The sequence below is a fragment of the Moorena sp. SIO3I6 genome (genome assembly GCF_010672095.1).
Window position 1 is genome coordinate 1 of sequence record NZ_JAAHHU010000857.1, and the last position, 2065, is coordinate 2065.

The following is a 2065-nucleotide window of genomic DNA, read 5'->3' on the forward strand; positions in this document are numbered from 1 at the left end:
CCAGGCATATGTGGGCATAAGTTCAATCGCTCTGTTAAGATAATTTAAAGCTTGTTTTTTACTTTTTTCATCTATCTCATTTTCTTTGATTAATTTCTTCTTATCCAGAGTTATTTTCAGGCGGTAGGTTGCTCCCAAGTGAGCTAATGCCCACCCATAGTTGCTGTTTTCTGGTGCTTGATGAGCAAGGGCTTTTTCAAAATGTTTTATAGCTGATTTAATAGATTCCTTTTTCTGCTTTTTATCATTTTCTGTAATTGCTCGTAGACGATAGGTTTCACCTAGATGTGCATGAGCCCAGAGATAGTTATCATTCTTTTTGACGGCTTTTTTCAAGTACTTTTCGGCCTTACCATAATCCATCAACTGGTAGTAAGTTGTTCCTAGGTGGGCATTGAGCCAAGCATTGTCCGAGTCACTTTTTTGAAGTTCTTCAAATTTCTCTATCGCCTGTTCATAAGCTCCTGACAAGCGAAGAGTTTCTGCTTTTTGAGCAAGAGCCCAAGTGTTATTATCCATCTGTATCAAATTCCTCCTTGACTGTTATTTGAAACTTAATTGATTGAGGTTTGTTGTATCAAACCCTTAACTATAGGGGTTTTCAATTGGGTGAGGTACATGTTTTTAGGGAGCAGGGAGCAGGGAGCAGGGAGCAGTGAACTTAGAACCTCTAAGAGGTAAGATGTAAAAAGCTAAAAAGACTGTGTACCTTAATTAGACTAAAAACTGCTCTATAGCAATCCCTGTAAGAATTGTGATAATTGTTGATTCCATATTCCCTACTCCCTACTCCCTAATCCCTACTCCCTTTTCTATAGCGAGTAATGCCTGAGTTTTCGGGTGATCTCGCCACTCCATCCAAGCTGGGTCGTGACCGACTAACTCAATGGCTTCATCATTAATAGGAATAGCTTCTTCTAGATATTCCCATGCTTGTTCGCAGTTACCTACCAAGATGGCTAAGCCGCTCAGTCGGTACAGAATATCTCCTCGATCCCCTGTCTGCCATTGAGAGCGCAATACTGACCGCGTACGCTCAATCTCGCTTTTGGCCTGGGTCAATCCCTGCCAGCGAGCCTTCGCCACTGCAATACAGTATAAAGCTGTAGTGTCATCTGGAACTTCCTCTAACCTCTGCTGGCAACAGGCGATCGCCTCAGCATATTGGCCGTCGTAGCAAAGGATTAACCCTCTCTCAATTTGCCAATTTTTCACAAATATGGTTTTGTCAAAGGCGATAGCACGGTCAAAATCAATCAGGGCTTTCTTGTAGCACTTCATCAGCTCATAAACTCGGGCACGATAGGCAATTGCCCAAAGGTAATCCGGCTTCAGCTCAATGGCTCGATCCAAGTCAGCCACTGCCATTGTGTAATATGCTTCCCCCATAAAGCGGTAGGTTACGCCCCGGTGAGCGAGGGCCCAAAGGTAGTTAGGGTTGAGATCAATAGCGCGGCTAAAATCTGTTCGGGCTTCGTCATAACGTTTGATCTGATAGTAGGTTTGCCCACGGTGAGCGAGAGCCCAAGGGTTGTTAAAATTTAGCTCAATGGCATCGGTGAACTTAGCGAGGGCAGCTTCAAAATCTCCCATCAGCCGATCAGCCTCACCTTGCTGAGCTAGAGCCTTAGCTTTCTCAGGGTTCTGTGCGGACGCTAAGTTGAGGTTGGACACAGTTTGTTGATAAGCTGTCATCAGATCTGTTTCTCCCCTGTAGCTTCTTTAACACAAGACATACCTAAGCGCGCCATCATGTCTTTGTCCACAGGTGCTAACCCTTGAGGCGGAATATAAAGGGTTGAAACCTCAGTAACACTGCTCTGTGGTAGCTTGGACAGAGGAATACGCTGGATCACTGGTTTGCAAACTGGATAATAAACAGCTGCTTCGTAAACAATCACTTCATGGTCACCTCCATAATGTGTTTTTAATACCTCAGTCAATATAGTTAGAGGACGAAACTGTTCCTCCGGTTTGTAAAAACCGAGATTGCCAACCATGGCAATCTGCCACAAAATCAAGGGGCTAGTGGGGTCAAATTTACGCCGTCGAATCAAAAAGTCCG

General features: G+C 44.2%; 2 protein-coding genes and 1 pseudogene. All 3 read right to left on the reverse strand.

What is annotated here, in order from left to right:
• On the reverse strand, nucleotides 1-519 hold a 519-nt coding region (locus F6K49_RS43610; RefSeq protein ID WP_293107982.1), incomplete at its 3' end, for a tetratricopeptide repeat protein.
• 267 nt (nucleotides 520-786) lie between these two features.
• Entirely contained in the window at nucleotides 787-1695 is a 909-nt protein-coding gene (locus F6K49_RS43615) for a tetratricopeptide repeat protein (RefSeq protein WP_293107985.1), read from the reverse strand.
• Nucleotides 1695-2065 (reverse strand): annotated as a pseudogene (locus tag F6K49_RS43620) (hypothetical protein); the annotation flags it as partial. The gene F6K49_RS43615 and the pseudogene F6K49_RS43620, both read right to left, overlap by 1 nt.